The following is a 17,284-nucleotide window of genomic DNA, read 5'->3' as shown; positions in this document are numbered from 1 at the left end:
GGACGTCCCGACCCCTAAGGGGCCCGCCGCGAACGCTCGGACGCTCGCGGCGGGCCCCTTCACGTGGTGTCGGGCCGGCTCGTCAGGTCGGCTCGTCAGGCCAGTTCGAGGGCCAGGTAGAAGTCCACCCGGTCCTCCAGCCGCGACAGGTCACGGCCGGTAAGCTCCTCGATCCGGCCGATCCGGTACCGCAGCGTGTTGACGTGGACGTGCAGCTGCGCGGCGCAGCGCGTCCACGAGCCGTCCGAGCGCAGGAACGCCTCCAGGGTGCGGACCAGGTCCGCCTGGTGCTCGATGTCGTAGCCGATCACCTTGTCCAGCAGGCGGCTGCGGAACGCCCGGCGCACCTCGTCCGGGACGGCCGCCAGCAGCAGCACGTGCGAGGCCAGCTCCTCGGGGCCGGCCACGCAGACCCGGCCGACCCGGGCGGCGGCGATCCGGCGGGCGTGCCGGGCCTCCTCAAGGGCGCCGCGCAGGCCGCCGGCCTCGGAGGCGGGCGCGGAGACACCGAGGGTGATCCTGCCCTCCGGGCCGAGCCCGGCCTCCAGCGGGGCGAGCAGTTCGCGCAGGCTGTCGGCGGGCACCGCGCTCGCCATCGCGGGCATCACGACGACCGCGCCGGTCCCGGCCCCGGCGATCAGGGCGCGGTCGGTGGTGCCGCCGAGGGCCTCCTCCAGGACGGCCCGCACCGCGCCCTCCGGCAGGCCGGTGCCCTCCGCGCTGAGCACCAGCCAGGAGCCGTCCGGGGCCGGCGGCCTGGCGTCGGGGCTCTCGTAGCGGGCGGCCATCGCCGAGGAGGCGTACAGGGTGCGGCTGATCTCGGCCGGGTCGGCGTCGCGCTGAAGCAGGGTCAGCACCTCGTCGGCGAGGCGGCGGCGCAGCCGGCGGCCCTCGTCCCGGCGGTGGCGCTCGGCGGCGACCAGGCGGGCCAGGTTGTCGGCGAGCTGCTGGCGCTTGGTCGTCCACTCGGTGACGTCGCCGGCCACGGCGAGCACCCAGTCGGCGAGCGGCGCCTCGTGCTCGGCGGAGGCCGGGGCGGGCAGCAGCGAGTAGGAGCCGGCGGCGAGGCGGGCCCGGTGCGGGGGGCGGCGGCGCTGGCGCTGGGCGGCGAGGTGGGCGCGGACCAGCTGGTCGCGGTCCTCGGCGGGGAGCCGTTCGGCGGGCCCGGCGATCACCGCGCCGGTGGGGGTGAGCACCCAGCAGTCGAGGTCGAGGTCGCCGCCGAGCAGGTCCAGGACGGCGTCCAGCCCGCCGCCGCCGGCCGCGGAGACCAGCAGCCGGTGCCGGTCGACCAGGGCGGCCAGGTCGGCGGCGCGGTCGGCGGAGACCTGGCGGCCGATGAACTCGGCGACGGTGCCGAAGGCGATGTCGTCGGGCACCGCGAGCAGGGGCATCCGGTGCCGGCGGCAGGCCTCGACCAGGTCCTCGGGGACCGGGCCGACCTCGGCCTCGCCGGCCGCCAGGGCGACCGCGCCGCCGGCCGCGATGGTCCGGACGAACCGCTCGGAGTCGGCCGGGCCGGTGCGCCAGAGCATGCCGGTGAGCACCAGCTCGCCGCCGTGCAGGTACCGGCCGGGGTCGTGCAGGTCCGTGGTCATGACACCGCTGACCTGCCGGTCCAGCTCGTCCTCGGCCGCGAGCAGGCGCAGTCGCGGGGCGCCGGGGGCGAGCAGGTCACGGACACGCATCCGCGGACTCCTAACGGGCTGGGGTGGGGACTGGGGTCGGCTGGGTGGGGAACGGGGGCTTCTCGGCCGGCCGGCGGGCGCCGGGGAAGGGCCCGGGCGCGCTGCCGGGGTCACAGTGTGCCCGAACATCAGTGCTTGGCGTTACGTCCGTCCGGATGCCGGGTCACGGGCCCGTAGCTCGGCTATCACGGCCGGATTACGGTCGTAGGTAGCGCCCGGTAAACGGCTGGGCTGCGAAATCGTCCTCCTTAGAGGAACGTACAGGATGCCGGGCGGGACCACAGCCGGGGCTTCATGCCATCGGTGACTCCCAGTGGGCCCGGTCACAGCGGTTCACTGGCCACACGCCGCCGGACACAGCCCGGTGACCGGGATCCGACGCCGAGGCGACGACACGGTGGGCGGAATCCGGACACCGAGTTCCGGGCACTGTGCCCATCCGTCCGGCCGGCGACGACTTGAGGAGACACCCGCATGGAGTTCCTTCGGCCCGCCACCTGGGACGAGGCACTCGCGGCGAAGGCCGAGTACCCGACCGCGCTGCCCATCGCGGGCGGCACGGACGTCATGGTCGAGATGAACTTCGACGTGCACCGGCCATCCGCGATTCTCGACCTGAACCGCGTCACCGAGCTCACCGAGTGGACGAACGACGGCAGCGTCGTGCGGCTCGGCGCGTCGGTCCCCTACACCCGGATCATCGACGAGCTGTCCGGGCCGCTGCCCGGCCTGGCCCTGGCGGCGCACACCGTCGGCTCGCCGCAGATCCGCAACCGCGGCGGCGTCGGCGGCAACCTCGGTGCGGCGTCCCCGGCCGGCGACTCCCACCCGGCGCTGCTCGCGGCCGGCCGGGACGTCCTCGTCGAGGCGGCCTCGGTGCGCGGGACCCGGATGATCCCCGTCGACGAGTTCTACGTCGGCGTGAAGCGCAACAGCCTGGAGGCCGACGAGCTGATCCGGGCCGTGCACATCCCGGTGGCGGACGGCCCGCAGCAGTTCTCGAAGATCGGCACCCGCAACGCGATGGTGATCGCGGTCTGCGCCTTCGGGTTCGCCCTCCACCCGAAGAACGGCACCGTCGGCACCGGTATCGGTTCGGCCGCCCCCACCCCGCGCCGCGCCGTCGAGGCCGAGGAGTACCTGCAGGGCGTGCTCGCCGAGCGCGGCCTCTGGGAGTCCGGCGAGCTGCTGGGCACGGAAGTGATCCAGAGGTTCGGAGAGCTGGTGAAGGCCGCGGCGTCCCCGATCGACGACGTCCGGGGCACCGCCGACTACCGCCGGCACGCGCTGGCCGTGATGGCCCGCCGCACCCTCACCTGGACCTGGAACGACTACAGCAAGCAGATCAGGAGCGCGGCATGAGGGTCACTTTCACCGCCAACGGGAAGCCCGTCGAGGCGGACGACGTGTGGGAGGGCGAGAGCCTCCTCTACATGCTGCGCGAGCGGGTCGGCCTCCCGGGCTCGAAGAACGCCTGCGAGCAGGGCGAGTGCGGCTCCTGCACGGTCTACCTGGACGGCGTGCCGGTCTGCTCCTGTCTGGTCGCGGCCGGCCAGGTGCAGGACCGCGAGGTGCGCACCGTCGAGGGCCTGGCCGACGAGAACGGCGAACTGGGCCTCGTCCAGCAGGCGTTCATCGACGCCGGCGCCGTCCAGTGCGGCTTCTGCACCCCCGGACTGCTGGTGCAGACCGACGCCCTGCTGGAGCACGACGCCCAGCCGGGCGACGACGACATCCGCGAGGCGCTGTCGGGCAACCTCTGCCGCTGCACGGGCTACGAGAAGATCATGGACGCGGTGCGGCTGGCGTCCGCCCGCAAGTGCGCCGGGAAGGCGGCTTCGGCATGAGCACCCGCACGACCCATACCCGCACCATCCAGGGCCAGAAGAACCTCCAGAACATCAACCAGGCGTCCAAGGACGGCATCGGCGGCTCCCCGCTGCGCCCTGACGGCAACCTGAAGGTGAAGGGCGAGTTCGCGTACTCGTCCGACATGTGGCACGAGGACATGCTCTGGGGTATGGCGCTGCGCTCGCCGCACCCCCGGGCCAACATCCTCTCGGTGGACATCTCCGAGGCGCTCACGGTGCCCGGCGTCTACGCCGTGCTCACCCACAAGGACATCCCCGGCTCGAAGTACTACGGCCTGGAGATCCAGGACCAGCCGGCGCTGGCCATCGACAAGGTCCGCTACCACGGCGAGGCGATCGCGCTGGTGGCGGCCGACCATCCGGAGACGGCCCGCCGCGCGGTGAAGAAGATCAAGGTCGAGTACGAGGTGCTCACCCCGATCGTCACCGAGGAGCAGTGCCTCCACCCCGAGACGTACGGCTACGTGCACGAGCCGCACGAGTACAAGTCGCACGGCCACGGCAACATCTGCCACGAGCAGAAGCTGGTCTCCGGCCTCGGCGTGACCGACGAGGTCCGCGCGACGGCGGACGTCGTCGTCAGCGGCGACTACGAGGTCGGCATGCAGGACCAGGCCTTCCTCGGCCCCGAGTCCGGTCTCGCCGTGCCCGCCGAGGACGGCGGCGTCGACCTGTACATCGCCACCCAGTGGCTGCACGTCGACCGTCAGCAGATGGCCCCGGTGCTCGACCTGCCCGAGGAGAAGGTCCGGCTCACGCTGGCCGGTGTCGGCGGCGCCTTCGGCGGCCGCGAGGACCTGTCGATGCAGATCCACGCCTGCCTGCTGGCCCTGCACACCGGCAAGCCCGTCAAGATCGTCTACTCCCGCGACGAGTCCTTCTTCGGCCACGTGCACCGCCACCCGGCCAGGATGCACTACGAACACGGCGCCACCCGCGACGGCAAGCTCGTCTACGCCGACTGCCGGATCGTGCTGGACGGCGGCGCGTACGCCTCCGCCTCGCCGGCCGTCGTCGGCAACGCGGCCTCGCTCGGCCACGGCCCGTACGTGATCCCGAACGTGAGGATGCACGCCATCGCGCTCTACAGCAACAACCCGTCCTGCGGGGCGATGCGCGGCTTCGGCGCGGTGCAGGCGGCGTTCGGCTACGAGTCGCAGATGGACAAGCTGGCCGCCGCACTCGGCATGGACCCGGTGGAGCTGCGGCAGCTCAACGCCATGTCCGAGGGCGACTTCATGCCCACCGGCCAGCAGATCGACGCGCCCGCCCCGGTCGCCGAACTGCTGCAGCGCGCCAAGGACATGCCGCTGCCGCCGCCGCTGGACACCGAGCACCTGGACGTGCGCCAGGTCCCCGGTGCGCTGTCCAACACCTCGCACGGCGAGGGCATCGTGCGCGGCGTCGGCTACTCGGTCGGCATCAAGAACGTCGGCTTCTCCGAGGGCTTCGACGACTACTCCACCGCCCGGGTGCGCCTGGAGGTGATCGGCGGCGAGCCGGTCGCCATGGTGCACACCGCGATGGCGGAGGTCGGCCAGGGCGGCGTCACCGTGCACGCCCAGATCGCCCGCACCGAGCTCGGCGTCGAGCAGGTCACCATCCACCCGGCCAACACCGAGGTGGGGTCGGCGGGTTCGACCTCCGCGTCCCGCCAGACCTACATGACCGGCGGCGCCGTCAAGCTCGCCGCCGAGGCCGTCAGGCGGGCGCTGATCGAGAAGGGCCGGCGCCGCTACGGCTGGACCCACGACGACATCACGCTGGTCGGCGGCAAGGTCGTCTCGGAGAGCGCCGGCACGCTCGTCCCCATGGTCGACCTGCTCGGCGACGAGGCCATCGACCTCACCCGCGAGCACCACCACCGCCCGACCCAGCCGTTCGACAAGGAGACCGGACAGGGCTTCGGCCACGTCCAGTACACCTTCTGCGCCAACCGCGCGGTGGTCGACGTCGACGTCGAACTCGGCCTGGTCAAGGTGGTCGAGCTGACCGCCGTCCAGGACGTCGGCAAGGCGCTCAACCCGCTCTCAGTCGTCGGCCAGATCCAGGGCGGCTGCACCCAGGCGCTCGGCCTCGCCGTGATGGAGGAGATCATCATCCGCGACGGGAAGGTGCGCAACGCGTCCTTCACCGACTACCTGATCCCCACCATCCTGGACACCCCGCCGATCCCGGTGGAGATCCTCGAACTGCCCGACCCCAACGCCCCGTACGGGCTGCGCGGGGTCGGCGAGGCCCCGACCGTCTCGGCGACGCCGTCGATCGTGGCCGCCATCCGCGACGCCACCGGCCTCGCGCTCACCCGGATCCCGGTCCGGCCCGAGCACCTGACCACCGAGAAGCCCGGGGCCTGACGGCCCGGGACCGCAGAACGGCCCCGGGGCGGCGACCGTCTTCCCCGCCGCCCCGGGGAGGCGCCAAACCCACCTCGCAGTACGGGAAACCTCGCAGTGCAGGCAACTCCCGTACACCACCTGCCGATACGCGACCGCACCAGCCCGCTGCCTCTCCCACGCCGGGGTTCTGCAGCGGCGCGCTCCACCCTCTCCCGGCCTCCGGCCGGGGGTGCCCCCAGCACCGCCACGGCACAGCCGGAGAGTGCGCCCAGTGAGTCGAACAGTCCCCCTGCGCCAACATCGTTGACTGGCGATCAGGTCGGCTCGCCCACCCCAACCCCCTTTGACACTTGGGAGTGGACATGACCCGGATCCCCACGGAGACCGGCACCACCGAAGACAGACCCACCGAGGACGACATCAGCGCGTCGGCCCCGGTCGAGCGACCGAAGGGCGCGCTGGACGCGTACTTCAAGATCTCGGCCCGGGGTTCGACGCTCGCCAACGAACTGCGCGGTGGTCTCACCACCTTCATGGCGATGGCGTACATCATCCTGCTCAACCCGCTCATCCTGAGCGGCGCGGACGTCACCGGCGTCAAGCTCGACCACGCCGCGCTGACCACCGCCACCGCCCTCGCGGCCGCCGTCACCACCATCCTGATGGGCGTCGTCGGCAACGTCCCGCTCGCCCTCGCGGCCGGCCTCTCGGTGTCCGGCGCGGTCTCCGCCCTCGTCGTACCGCACACCACCTGGCCGCAGGCCATGGGCCTGTGCGTCATCTACGGCCTGCTGATCGTGCTGCTGGTGGTCTCCGGCCTCCGCGAGAAGATCATGAACGGCATCCCGCTGCCGCTCAAGCACGCGATCACCATCGGCATCGGCCTGTTCGTCACCGTCATCGGTCTCTACAAGGCCGGCTTCGTGCACACCGGCGGCCCCACCCCGCTCTCGCTCGGCCCCTACGGCGAGCTGTCCGGCTGGCCCGTGCTGGTCTTCTGCGTCACCCTGCTGGCGATCTTCGTGCTGATGGCGCGCAACGTGCGCGGCGCGATCCTGATCGGCATCGCCGGCGGCACCGTGCTCGCGGTGGTCGTGAACAGGCTCGCCGGCGTACCGCACGACGCCTGGCGCAACTCCGTCCCGGTGTGGCCCGGCAGCCCCGTCTCCGCCCCCGACTTCAGCCTCTTCGGCAACGTCGACCTGTTCGGCGCCTTCGGCGGCAGGGGCATGGGAGCGATCAGCGCGTCGGTCGCCGTGTTCACCCTCGTGCTCGCCGGCTTCTTCGACGCGATGGCCACCATCATCGGCGTCGGCACCGAGGCGGGCCTGGCCGACAAGCAGGGCCGGATGCCCGGCCTGTCCAAGGCGCTGTTCATCGACGGCGCCGGCGGAGCCGTCGGCGGCCTGGCCGGCGCCTCCGGCCAGACGGTCTTCGTCGAGTCCGCGACCGGCGTCGGCGACGGCGCCCGCACCGGCCTCGCCTCCACCGTCACCGGCGGCCTGTTCGCCCTGATGCTGTTCCTCTCGCCGCTCGCCGGCATCGTCCCGGTCGAGGCCGCCTCCGCCGCCCTCGTCGTCATCGGCTCGATGATGATGAGCCAGGCCCGGCACATCGACTGGTCCGACCGCGACGTCGCCATCCCGGCCTTCCTCACCTGCGTGCTGATGCCGTTCACCTACAGCATCACCGCGGGCGTCGCCGCCGGCGTCATCTCGTACACCGTCCTCAAGGCCGGCCAGGGCAAGTGGCGCGAGCCCGGCGTGCTGATGTGGGTCCTCAGCGCGGTCTTCGTGGCGTACTTCGCCCTCACCCCGATCAAGTCCTGGCTCGGCGTGCACTAGCTCTCCCGCGTTGTCCGGTACCGCCGCCGTACGGGCTCGTTTCCCGTACGGCGGCGCGGCCGGTGCCTTGCACGTGGTGCCGAGCGCGGCCGTGCCGCAGGAGTCGTCTCCCACTACCCTCGAAAGCGACAAGGAGCCCTCAGACATGCACGACATCGCCCAGCAGTTGCAGGCCTGGCACGCGTCCGGGCGCTCCTTCGCCGTGGCCACCGTCGTCGGCGTCTCCGGCAGCGCTCCGCGCGACCCGGGGGCGGCCCTGGCCGTGGACGCCGCCGGTGAGGCGATCGGCAGCGTCTCCGGCGGCTGCGTCGAGGGCGCGGTCTATGAGCTGTGCCAGACCGCCATCGAGACCGGCGAGCCCGTGCTGGAGCGGTTCGGATACAGCGACGAGGACGCCTTCGCCGTCGGGCTGACCTGCGGCGGCGTCCTCGACGTGTTCGTCCAGCCGGTCGTGCCGGGGGCGGACCCCGGGCTGGACGCCGGCATCGCGTGCATCGCCTCGGGCACCCCGGTGGCGCTCGCCCGGATCGTCGCCGGGCCCGGCGGGCTGGTCGGCGCCGGCGTCGCCGTCACCGCCGACACCCACCACGGGGCTCTCTCGCCCGCGCTGTCCGCGAGCCCCCTCTACACCGTTCTGGAACGCGCCGTCGTCGCCGAGGCGCGGGCCATGCTCGACGCCGGACGCACCGGGCAGATCGTGCTCGGCCTCGACGGACGCCCGTGCGACGAGCACGAGCAGGGCACTGTCACCTGCTTCGTCGAGTCCTACGTCCCCGCGCCGCGGATGATCGTCTTCGGCGCCATCGACTTCGCGGCCGCCGTCGTCCGGATCGGCAGGTTCCTGGGCTACCACGTCACCGTCTGCGACGCCCGGCCCGTCTTCGCCACCGCGCGACGCTTCCCCGACGCCGACGAGGTCGTCGTCGACTGGCCGCACCGCTACCTCGACTCCCAGCTCGACCGCATCGACGGGCGGACCGTGCTCTGCGTCCTCACCCACGACGCCAAGTTCGACATCCCCCTGCTGGAACGCGCCCTGCGACTGCCCGTCGGCTACGTCGGCGCGATGGGCTCGCGCCGCACCCACCGCGACCGCGAGGCCAGGCTGCGCGACGCCGGCCTCACCGACGCCGAGATCGCCCGGCTGCGCTCCCCCATCGGCCTCGACCTCGGCTCCCGCACGCCCGAGGAGACGGCGGTCTCCGTCGCCGCCGAGATCGTCGCCCACCGGCGCGGCGGCAGCTGCCTGCCGCTCAGCGCCGGGGACGGGCCGATCCACCACGACGTGACGCAGGTGGCGGCGGGCGACGACGAGGCGCCGCGGCCGCACGCGGCCTGAGCCGGTCAGCTCACGACGTTGTGGGCCTCGAAGATCCGCGGCGGGTCGGTCGGGATGCCGACCTCCACGAGGATAGGCATCAGCACCTCGGTGAAGCGGTCGAAGGCCTCGCGGGACTCCCACACGTCGGTGACGTGCCACCCGTCGGCCGTCGGGCCTGCCGCGTGCGTGAGGATGCCGGGCACCGGCAGGTCCGAGGGCTTGCGGAAGCCCCCGCCGTCGGTCAGCCGCTCGATCACACCGTCGTACTGGCCTTGGGTGACGCCGGGGAGGTCGAAAGTCACGATGATCGCCATGGGGGTCGCTCCTTCGCGCTCGGGAATGGCGCTTCCAGTGCAGCCGGGGCGGCCCGGCACGGCCATTCACCGGCCACCATCCGGGTGACGCCCGGGGACGGCAGGACGCTGGAGTTCGAGGACTCGCCCGAGCCTGAGACCCTCACCCGTCGGCGGACGCACCCCACCTCACGTCACGTTCAACCGAGCGGCCAGGCGCAGGAGGGCGGGGCTGAGGCGGCTGAGGAAGCGGGCGGTCTTGGCCTCGGGGGTGACGGGGACGATGGGCTTGTTGGTGCGGACGGCGTGGAGGATGGCGGTGGCGACCTTCTCCGGGGGGAAGCCGCGGCGGGCGTAGAGCTTGGCGGCGCGGGCCTGCTTGGCGGCCTGCTGGGCGGTGGTGGTCGCGGAGAAGGTGGACGTGCGGGTGATGTTGGTGTTGACGATGCCCGGGCAGATGGTGGAAACACCGATGCCGTGTCCGGCGAGTTCGGCGCGCAGGCAGTCGGAGAGCATGAACACCGCGGCCTTGCTGGTGGCGTAGGCGGTGAGCGCCTTGGACGGCAGGTAGGCGGCGGCGGAGGCGATGTTGACGATGTGCCCGCCCTCGTCGCGGTCGGTCATCAGCGCGCCGAAGGCGCGGCAGCCGTGGATCACGCCCCACAGGTTGACGTCCAGGACGCGCTGCCACTCCTTCTCGGTGGTCTGCAGGAACGTGCCGGAGTGGCCGATGCCCGCGTTGTTGACCACCACGTCGGGCACGCCGTGCTCGGCGGCGACGGTCTGCGCGAAGGCGTCCACCGCCGCGCCGTCGGCGACGTCGACCCGGTAGGCGTGGGCCTGCGGACCGATCAGGGAGGCGAGTTCGGCGGTGCGCTCGGCGGCGGCGAGGTCGAGGTCGCACACCACCACCCGGGCGCCATCCTCGGCGAAGGCGAGCGCGGTGGCCCGGCCGATGCCGCTGCCGCCACCGGTGATGACGACCAACCGGCCGTCACGCCCGGCGGGTTCGGAGTTTCCTGCTTCGATCTTCGTGGTGAACTCGCGGACCATCCCGGCCACGGTGCTTCCCTTCTCCAGCAGCGCCGACCAGTGGCCGGCCCGCAGCGTCCGTCGGGTGAGATCGGGCACCCAGCGCTCCAGGCCCTCGGAGAGGTGGGTGCCGACGTAGCGGTCCCGGGTGAGGGTGATCAGCTGGACCGGCACCACGGTCGGCCGCTCACGCGGACTGCCCAGCACGGGGCGGAAGTTGGCCCGGTACAGCTCGATGCCCCGGACGGCGTCCCGGCGCAGACCGGGCTGCGGGTGGTCGGGCCGCGGGGTGACGTGCTCCAGGCGGCGCAGCATCCGCGGCCAGGCGCGGGCGAGGCCGAGCCGCCAGACGGCGGGGGCAAGGTAGGGCAGGTGGAAGGCCGTGATGTACCAGGAGTGCAGGCCCTGGTGGAGCAGCTGCCCGAGGTGACGCGGGGTGGGGCGGCGCATCCGGTGGCGCAGCCAGTACCCGATGTGGTCGAGGCAGGGCCCGGACATGGTGGTGTAGGAGGCGAGCCGGCCCTCGGCGCCGGGCGTGGTGACGGCCTCCCAGGACTGGATCGAGCCCCAGTCGTGGGCGACGACATGCACCGGACGGTCCGGGCTGACGGCGTCGGCGACCGCGAACAGGTCGTCGGCGAGCTGCTCCAGCCGGTAGCCGTCCCGGGTGGCGGGGACGCCCGACTCGCCGGCGCCGCGGACGTCGTAGCGGACCACGTGGTGGTCGCGGGCGAGGTCTGCGGCGACGTCGTCCCAGACGGCGTGGGTGTCCGGGTAGCCGTGCACGAGGAGGACGGTGGGGGCGCCCGGGTCGCCCTGCTCGAAGACGGCGAGCGGCAGCCCGCCGGAGTGGACGGTCCGGCGGCGGACGGGGGGCGTCATCGGGTCAGCTCCTTGGTGGCGGTCGGCTCGGCGGTCGGCTCGTCCTTGATCGCAGCCGGCTCGGCGGTCACAGGCGCAGTCGCAGTCGCAGTCGCAGTCGCAGTCGCAGTCGCAGTCGCAGTCGCAGTCCAGCGTCGGACGTGCGGCAGGTCGTCGTCGAGCCAGTAGGCGTCGTCCCCGGTGACCACCAGGAGCTCCTCGAACTTGATGCCGACACCCCGGAACGCGATGTGCGGCTCGACCGCCCACAGGCCCGGGGTGGGCGCGTGCCGGGACGAGCGGCCGTCCGCCCACAGCGGCGAACGGCCGTGCAGGCGCTCGGAGACGAGCTCACGGCCGAGGGTCTGCAGGGTGCGCACGCCGAAGCCGAACAGGGTGACCCCGGCCGGACCGCGGGCGGTGGTACGGGTGACCTGGTGGCCGATCACCCGACCCGGGTAGACGCGGTGGCGGTTGTCGTAGCCGTGCTCCGCGATCTGCGCGTCCACGGCCGCGTACACCTCGTCCAGCGGGCGGCGGGCGCGCACCTCCGCGAGGATCAGCTCCCGGTACACCTTGAGGTCGGCGGCGAGGCGCTCCCAGACCGGGTTCTCGCCGACCTTCCCGCCGTAGCCGATGTCGGCGGTGTAACCGTCCACGACGGGTGCGCAGTCGAGGACGTACGGCATGCCCTCCTCCAGACGGCGGTTGCCGGCGAAGAACTGGAGCGGGGTGCGGAAGTGCCGGAAGGCCGTCCGGTCGCCGAACCAGGCGAACGGGACGTGGAAGAAGTCCTGCACCCCGGCGGCGACCAGGCGGCGGCGCAGCTCGGCGGTGGCCTGCCGTTCGGTGACGCCCGGCTCGATCCAGGCGGCGACCTCCTCGGCGCAGTCGTAGGCGAGCTGCTGGGTCTCGCGGAAGCGGGCGAGGTCGTGCTCGCCGAAGGGGAAGGACGGGATCGCTTTCGCCAACGGGGGCTCCTTCTGCAGGTCGAGCACGTTACAGGTCGAGCACGAGGGTCTCGCCCTCGGCGGCCCGGGACACGCAGGGCAGCAGGGCGCCGGCGGCGCGCTGCTCGGGCGTGAGCCGGCGGTCCCGGTGGTCGGGGGTGCCGGCCAGCAGGCGGACCTCGCAGGTGCCGCAGAAGCCCTGGTGGCAGGAGTACGGCAGATCCGGGCGGGCCTCGCGCAGCACGTCCAGGGCGGACCGGTCGGCGGGGACGTCGAGGGTCGGGCCGTCCTCGCCGAGGCGCACCGCGAAGGGCTCGCCGGCGGCGACGGGGGCAGCGCCGAAGCGCTCGAAGTGCAGGGCGCCGGCCGGGGATTCGTCCAGGGCTCGCTGGACGGCGGCGAGCATCGGGGCGGGGCCGCAGCAGTAGACGGCGGCTCCGCGCGGGGCGTGGGCGAGCAGTTCGGCGCCGGTCGGCACGCCGTGCTCGTCGTCGGTGCGCAGCACGACCCGGTGCGGGTCGAGGGCGCGCAGCTCGTCCGTGTACGGGAGGGTGCCGGCGCTGCGGCCGACGTGGACGAGGCGCCAGTCCAGGCCGTGACGCTGCGCCTCGCGGGCCATCGGCAGGAGGGGGGTGATGCCGATGCCACCGGCCAGCAGGAGGACGGCGGGCTCGGCACAGAAGGCGAAGCCGTTGCGGGGGCGGCGGGCGGCGAGGCGGGTGCCGGGGTGCAGGGTGTCGTGGATCTCGACGGACCCGCCGCCCTCGGGGAGCCGGCGAACGGCGATCCGGTAGGCGGCGCGGTCGGCGGGGTCGCCGCTGAGCGAGTAGTGGCGCTCGCGGCCAGAGGGCAGGGCGAGTCGCACGTGGGCGCCGGGCTGCCACTGCGGCAGCGGGCTGCCAGCCGGGTCGGCGAGCATCAACTCGACGACGTCGGTGGCGAGTTCGCGGCGTGCGGTGACGACCAGTTGCAGCAGCGGGGTGGGCCTGCTGTACGGCCGGCGGGGGTTGCGGCGCAGCAGCGGGCCGCCGAGGGCCGGGGAGTAGCGGTCGCCGAGGGCGGCGAGGCGCCGCATGAAGGCGTCGGCGTGGGGGCGGCCGTAGAGGTCGGGGGGTGGGTTGAGCAGGTCCATCCGGCGGTCCTTGGCCCTTCGGTCCTGGGGCGGGGCGGGGGGTTGCGGGGTGAGCGGTGACGGGCGAGAGGTGACGGCTGGCAGATGACAGATTCCAGATGACAGATAACGTCTTCTGTCATCTGAAATCTGTCATCTGTCTACTGAAGCTCGCTCGCCTCCGCCCCGTCAGCGCCCAGCGGCGGCGCGGGCGGCCGGGGAGGTGGCGAGGTAGCCGAGGGCCTGGCTGGAGGAGCCCTCCTGGGTGGGGTGGTAGCCGGGCCGCAGGTAGCGCAGGCCGGAGCGGATCGACTCGACCGGGTCGGGCAGCAGGCCGCGCTTGGCGATCCGGCCGGCCTCGCGCCAGCTGGGCTTGAGCCGCCCGTGCAGGGTGGGGTCGGCCGCGAGCAGGAAGCGGGCGCCGCGCACCCACAGCTGGACCAGCAGCGGACCGGAGATGGCCATCCCCCGGATCCGGCGCAGGTAGCCCGGGTCGAGGTGGACCATCAGGTCGTAGGCGACGCTGCGGTGTTCGACCTCCTCGGCGCCGTGCCAGCGCAGCAGGTCGAGCATCGTCGGGTCGGCCTTCGCGCGGTCCAGACCGGGCGAGTTGAGCGCCCAGTTGCCCAGGAACGCGGTGAAGTGCTCGACGGCGGCGATGAACGCGACCCGCTCGATGATGCTCTCGCGTCGCCGGGCGGGCGTGAGGCCGGGCTTGTCGCCGAGGACGCGCTGGAACAGCCAGGCCATCTGCCGGACGTACGGGCGCGGGTCGAGCCCCTGGCCGAGCAGGTGGTCGAGGACCTCCTGGTGGGCCTCGGCGTGGATGGCCTCCTGCCCGATGAACCCCAGTACCTCCTCGCGCAGTTGCTCGTCCCGGATCAGCGGCAGGGCCTCCTCGAACACCTTGACGAACCAGCGCTCACCCTCGGGCAGCAGCAGGTGCAGCACGTTGATGATGTGGGTGGCCATCGGCTCGTCCGGGATCCAGTGCAGCGGCAGCTCGGCCCAGTCGAAGCGGACGTTCCGGGGTTCCAGGACGAGGCCGTCGTGGACACGCGCGGCGGGGGCGGCGAGGGCGGGGACGGGGGTGGATCGGGGCATGGCAGGCCCTCCTGACCTTGGGGGCGGCGGCTCGGCTCAGGGAAACGTACTCGCGGGTAGTGGCGCGGACAAGGGTTTCGGCGGCCCTTATCGACATCGAGTCTAATAAGTGATGTGCGCCGGGAGGCGGAAACGCGAGCATCGCGGAAACCAGGAGCACCCCCGAAACCCGAGCACCCCCGAACACGCGCGAGCACTCCCGAACACACGTGGGCCCCACCGGATCGGGGCGGATCCGGCGGGGCCCACGGAAAGACGGCCGGGAGGCGGCCGGGTGACTGGTCCGGTGCTCAGACCGCCATCGCCAGCATCAGCGGCGCTGCCCGTGCAGCGAGCAGTTCGGCCGCCGCCTTCAGCCGGTGCACGTTGTCCACCGGCATCGACGTCGCCAAGCAGCCGACCGTGCTGCCCGCCGTCACCGGGACGGCCGCGCACACCGTGCCGAGCGCGTACTCCTGGATGTCCAGCACCGGCACGGTGGCCGGCTGCCGCTCCAGGCGGTGCATCAGCTGGTCGGCGTCGGTGACGGTGCGCGAGGTCAGCCGGGCGACCGGATGGCGGGACAGGTGGTCACGGCGGGCCTCCGCGTCAAGCTGGCCGAGCAGGCATTTGCCTATCGCGCTGGCGTGCGCGGTGGCCCGGAAGTCCACCCACTCGTGCACCGCAGGGGCGTACTCGGAGGAGGAGACCGCCTCCACCGACAACTCCCCTTCGTGGTAACGGCCGAAGTACACGGCCGCGCCCAACTCGTCGCGCAGTTCGGCGAGTTTGCGGTTCAGGCGGGCTCGTACGAGGTGTTCCCGGTTGTGCTGGCCGAGCAGCGCGAACGTGCCGCCGAGCACCCAACCGCCGTCCTGGCACTGGAGATAGCCCTCGATCTCGAGGAGCTCAGCGAGCCGCCGGACGGTCGGCAGGCCGAGCGAGGTCTCCCGAGCGAGGGCGACCAGGGTGGCACCGTCGGGGTGCCGGTCGACGGCTTCCAGCAGTCTGAGGGCGTACTGCAGGGAGGTGAACGGACCGGTCAGGCCCTGGTCCAGCGCGGCGTGACGACCCGGGGCTGGTGTCGACATGTCGTCCCCTTCCGATTTCCCCGCGGAGCGACCGCGGGCGCCTCCAGCCTATCCACCCGGGGGCGTCGGCAACTGCCCTCCGTGAATATTCGGTGCAGCTCCGTATTCACGGAATACCGGGCGCGCGACGGGCGGCAACGCAAGCGCCGCGACGGGCCTCTCCCCCCACTGCCCTGGGGGGGAGAGGCCCTTCGTGCGGCCACCGGGTTGCGGGCCCGGGGACGGCCGGTGAGGGTGTGTCAGGAGAGTTTGTCAGGAAGGCGTGCCAGTCGGTCCTGGAATGCCCCGAACCGGTATCAGCCCTCGTCGCCCGCGCGGAGCTTGGCGACGGCGGCCTCCATGCGGGCGCCGTACTCCTCGTCGGCGGCGTGGAAGTGGGCCAGGTTCTTCTCGATGATGTCGTCGCGCGTCACCTGGGCCAGGAAGCCCGCGATGTTGTCGATCAGGCGGGTCTTCTCACCGGCCGACATCAGCCGGTACAGCTCGCCGGCCTGGAAGAAGTCGTCGTCCTTCGTGTGGGCCGGCGTGGTGTAGGTGCCGGTGTGGCCGTCCAGCCTGACCGGCGCGGCGAGCGCGTTGTCGGTCTGGGCGGGGCCTTCGTACGAGTTGGGCTCGTAGTTCTTACCGCGGCCGGACTTGTTGATCGCGTGGTGGCCGTCGCGCCCGTAGTTGTTGGCCTCGGTGGCATGCGGCGCGTTGACCGGCAGCTGGGTGTGGTTGACGCCGAGGCGGTAGCGCTGGGCGTCGGCGTAGGCGAACAGGCGGCCCTGGAGCATCTTGTCCGGGGACGGGCCGATGCCGGGCACGAAGTTGTTGGGCGAGAACGCGGACTGCTCGACCTCGGCGAAGACGTTCTCCGGGTTCCGGTTGAGCACCAGGCGGCCGACCTTGACCAGCGGGTAGTCGGCGTGCGGCCACACCTTGGTGAGGTCGAAGGGGTTGAAGCGGTAGTCGGCGGCCTCGGCGACCGGCATCAGCTGGACGTGGAGGGTCCAGGACGGGAACACGCCGCGCTCGATGGCCTGGTGCAGGTCGCGCTGGTGCGAGTCGGCGTCGGCGCCGAGCACCTCGGCGGACTGCTCGCCGTCCAGCGAGCGGATGCCCTGGTTGGTCTTGAAGTGGTACTTCACCCAGTAGGCGTCGCCGTTCGCGTTGACCCACTGGTAGGTGTGCGAGCCGTAGCCGTTCATGTGGCGGTACGAGGCCGGGATGCCGCGGTCGCCGAACAGCCAGGTGATCTGGTGGGTGGACGCGGGCGAGTGGGCCCAGAAGTCCCAGACGTTGTCCGCCTCCTGCACGCCGGTGTACGGGTCGCGCTTCTGGGAGTGGATGAAGTCGGGGAACTTGACCGGGTCCTTGATGAAGAACACCGGGGTGTTGTTGCCGACGAGGTCGTAGTTGCCCTCCTCGGTGTAGAACTTCACGGCGAAGCCGCGCGGGTCGCGCACCGCGTCGCTGGAGCCCAGGTTGCCGGCCACGGTGGAGAACCGCAGGAAGACCTCGGTGCGCTTGCCGACCTCGGAGAGGAACCCGGCCCGGGTGTACTGCGAGACCTCGTCGGTGACCTCGAAGTAGCCGTACGCGCCGGAGCCGCGGGCGTGCACGACGCGCTCCGGGATGCGCTCGCGGTTGAACCGGGCGAGCTTCTCCAGCAGTTGCTGGTCCTGGATCAGCAGCGGGCCGTACTCGCCGGCCGAGGCCGAGTTCTGGTTGTCGGCGACCGGGGCGCCGGACTCCGTAGTCAGGATCTTGGGCATGGAGGGTCCTTCAGGTGTCGGTACAGGCGGTGCGTGAAGGGGA

General features: G+C 72.4%; 13 protein-coding genes. 5 read left to right on the top strand and 8 right to left on the bottom strand.

Annotated features, from left to right (window positions below; translation table 11 throughout):
• Positions 1-95 precede the first annotated feature (95 nt).
• Positions 96-1,688 (bottom strand): PucR family transcriptional regulator, encoded by a 1,593-nt coding sequence (locus F7Q99_RS23560; protein WP_153464536.1) that lies wholly within the window; start codon positions 1,686-1,688, stop codon positions 96-98.
• Between the two features lie 474 nt (positions 1,689-2,162).
• Here F7Q99_RS23560 and F7Q99_RS23555 point away from each other — a divergent pair, with 474 nt between their 5' ends.
• The 5 genes from F7Q99_RS23555 to F7Q99_RS23535 all read left to right on the top strand — a co-directional run bounded on the left by F7Q99_RS23555 (position 2,163) and on the right by F7Q99_RS23535 (position 9,081).
• Positions 2,163-3,050: an FAD binding domain-containing protein gene (locus tag F7Q99_RS23555; protein WP_153464534.1), complete on the top strand. Its 888-nt coding sequence runs from the start codon at positions 2,163-2,165 to the stop codon at positions 3,048-3,050.
• The gene (locus F7Q99_RS23550; protein ID WP_153464532.1) at positions 3,047-3,535 is read left to right on the top strand and encodes a (2Fe-2S)-binding protein; all 489 of its coding nucleotides are present in this window, start codon (positions 3,047-3,049) and stop codon (positions 3,533-3,535) included. Before F7Q99_RS23555 ends, F7Q99_RS23550 begins: the two co-directional genes overlap by 4 nt.
• A complete protein-coding gene (gene pucD, locus F7Q99_RS23545; RefSeq protein WP_153464530.1) occupies positions 3,532-5,916 on the top strand; it encodes a xanthine dehydrogenase subunit D in 2,385 nt (794 codons plus the stop codon). The genes F7Q99_RS23550 and pucD overlap by 4 nt, the downstream gene beginning before the upstream one ends.
• Before the next feature lie 344 nt (positions 5,917-6,260).
• Positions 6,261-7,742, top strand: a complete 1,482-nt coding sequence (locus F7Q99_RS23540) for an NCS2 family permease (RefSeq protein ID WP_153464528.1) — start codon at positions 6,261-6,263, stop codon at positions 7,740-7,742.
• A gap of 145 nt (positions 7,743-7,887) precedes the next feature.
• Positions 7,888-9,081 carry an XdhC family protein gene (locus F7Q99_RS23535; RefSeq protein ID WP_153464526.1) on the top strand — a complete coding sequence of 398 codons (1,194 nt, stop codon included), beginning with the start codon at positions 7,888-7,890 and terminating at the stop codon, positions 9,079-9,081.
• Between the two features lie 5 nt (positions 9,082-9,086).
• Here F7Q99_RS23535 and F7Q99_RS23530 read toward each other — a convergent pair whose 3' ends face one another.
• The 7 genes from F7Q99_RS23530 to F7Q99_RS23500 form a co-directional block, all read right to left on the bottom strand.
• Positions 9,087-9,377, bottom strand: coding sequence for a hypothetical protein (locus F7Q99_RS23530; RefSeq protein WP_153464524.1), 291 nt, complete (start codon positions 9,375-9,377; stop codon positions 9,087-9,089).
• 168 nt (positions 9,378-9,545) lie between these two features.
• On the bottom strand, positions 9,546-11,270 hold the full coding sequence (locus F7Q99_RS23525) for an SDR family oxidoreductase (RefSeq protein WP_153464522.1): 1,725 nt from the start codon (positions 11,268-11,270) through the stop codon (positions 9,546-9,548).
• Positions 11,267-12,220: a M24 family metallopeptidase gene (locus F7Q99_RS23520; RefSeq protein ID WP_153464520.1), complete on the bottom strand. Its 954-nt coding sequence runs from the start codon at positions 12,218-12,220 to the stop codon at positions 11,267-11,269. Before F7Q99_RS23520 ends, F7Q99_RS23525 begins: the two co-directional genes overlap by 4 nt.
• Positions 12,221-12,248: 28 nt before the next feature.
• Positions 12,249-13,331, bottom strand: coding sequence for a PDR/VanB family oxidoreductase (locus F7Q99_RS23515; RefSeq protein ID WP_153464518.1), 1,083 nt, complete (start codon positions 13,329-13,331; stop codon positions 12,249-12,251).
• 168 nt (positions 13,332-13,499) lie between these two features.
• The gene (locus F7Q99_RS23510) at positions 13,500-14,414 is read right to left on the bottom strand and encodes a metal-dependent hydrolase (protein ID WP_153464516.1); all 915 of its coding nucleotides are present in this window, start codon (positions 14,412-14,414) and stop codon (positions 13,500-13,502) included.
• A 290-nt stretch (positions 14,415-14,704) separates the two neighbouring features.
• Positions 14,705-15,484: an IclR family transcriptional regulator gene (locus tag F7Q99_RS23505; protein ID WP_153464514.1), complete on the bottom strand. Its 780-nt coding sequence runs from the start codon at positions 15,482-15,484 to the stop codon at positions 14,705-14,707.
• A gap of 296 nt (positions 15,485-15,780) precedes the next feature.
• Entirely contained in the window at positions 15,781-17,241 is a 1,461-nt protein-coding gene (locus F7Q99_RS23500) for a catalase (protein ID WP_153464512.1), read from the bottom strand.
• Positions 17,242-17,284 lie beyond the last annotated feature (43 nt).

It is taken from the genome of Streptomyces kaniharaensis, assembly GCF_009569385.1.
GTDB classification, from domain to species: domain Bacteria; phylum Actinomycetota; class Actinomycetes; order Streptomycetales; family Streptomycetaceae; genus Kitasatospora; species Kitasatospora kaniharaensis.
The sequence above is the reverse complement of the archived record's forward strand: the minus strand, read 5'-3'. Positions and strand labels throughout refer to the sequence as shown.